This is a genomic window from Luteibacter sahnii (genome assembly GCF_034063545.1).
In the GTDB taxonomy this organism is placed as follows: Bacteria; Pseudomonadota; Gammaproteobacteria; order Xanthomonadales; family Rhodanobacteraceae; genus Luteibacter; species Luteibacter sahnii.
The window spans coordinates 1-1392 of record NZ_JAQLOK010000020.1; the positions used below are offsets into that span (position 1 = coordinate 1).

1 protein-coding gene is annotated in these 1392 nt (G+C 70.3%); it reads left to right on the plus strand.

What is annotated here, in order from left to right; translation table 11 throughout:
* Positions 1 to 1392, plus strand: a 1392-nt coding sequence (locus PI246_RS18355; RefSeq protein WP_320552771.1) for a condensation domain-containing protein, incomplete at both ends; no start/stop codon positions are given.

Consider the following 1392-nt stretch of genomic DNA (forward strand, 5'->3'; position numbering starts at 1 on the left):
TGTCGTGGTCGCAGCAGCGGCTGTGGTTCCTGGACCGCCTGGACCGGGCGTCGAGCCAGGCGTACCACATCGCGGCGAGCCTGCGCCTTCGCGGGGACCTGGACGGGGATGCGCTGGGCCGTGCGCTGGATCGGATCGTGGCGCGCCACGAGGTGCTGCGGACGGTCTTCGAGGATGGCCCGTCCGGGCCGCGGCAGCGGGTGCGCGCGGCGGACGCGGGCTTCGCGCTGGGCCGGGAGGACCTGCGCGGGCAGGGCGGTGAAGCGCGCGCGCGCCTGGAAGCGGCGCAGGTCGCCGCGGTGGTGGAAGCGCCGTTCGATCTGGCGCATGGCCCGCTGATCCGGGGCAGCCTGCTGCGTCTGTCGGACGACGAGTGGCGTTTGCTGGTGACCCAGCATCACATCGTGTCGGACGGCTGGTCGATCGGCGTGCTGGTGCGTGAGTTGACGCAGTTCTACGCGGCGGAACGCGAGGGTGTCGCGTTGACGCTGGAGGCGCTGCCGGTGCAGTACGCGGATTACGCGCAGTGGCAGCGGGGGTGGTTGCAGGGGGAGGTATGGGAACGCCAGGCGAGGTATTGGCGTGAGTATCTGTCCGGTGCGCCGGCGTTGCTGGCGTTGCCGACGGATAGGCCGCGGCCGCTGCAGCGCAGCTACGCGGGCGGTCGGGTGGCGGTGGGCCTGTCGAGGGCGTTGAGCGAGGGCCTGCGGGCGTTGGCGCGCCGCCACGGCGCGACGCTGTTCATGGTGCTGCTGGCCGGTTGGGGCACGCTGCTGTCGCGGCTGAGCGGGCAGAAGGACGTGGTGGTGGGCACGCCGGTGGCGAACCGTCGCCATCCGGCCACGGAAGGGCTGATCGGCTTCTTCGTGAACACGCTGGCGTTGCGGGTCCGGCTGGACGATGACCCGACGGTGTCGGGCCTGCTGGGCCGGTTGAAGCAGGAGACGCTGGAGGCGTACGCGCACCAGGACCTGCCGTTCGAGCAGGTGGTGGAGGCGGTCAACCCGCCGCGTTCGCTGGGCCATAGCCCGCTGTTCCAGGCGATGCTGGGTTTGAACAACACGGGCAAGACGTCGCTGGAACTGCCGGGGCTGACGTTGGAGCACGAACCTCTGGCGTATGCGCGAGCGCAGTTCGACCTGTCGCTGCTGCTGGACGAGGAGGACGGGGCGGTGGTGGGGTCGCTGGAGTATGCCAGCGACCTGTTCGACGAGGGCCGGATGCGCCAGTGGCTGTCGCACTGGGAAGTGCTGCTGGAAGGGATGGTGTCGGCCGAGTCGGCCAAGGTGTCGGGATTGCCATGGCTGACGGCGTCGCAGCGCCGTGAGGTGATCGACGACTTCAACGCGACGACGGTGCCGTACCCGTCGGACCTCCTGGTGCATGAGCTGT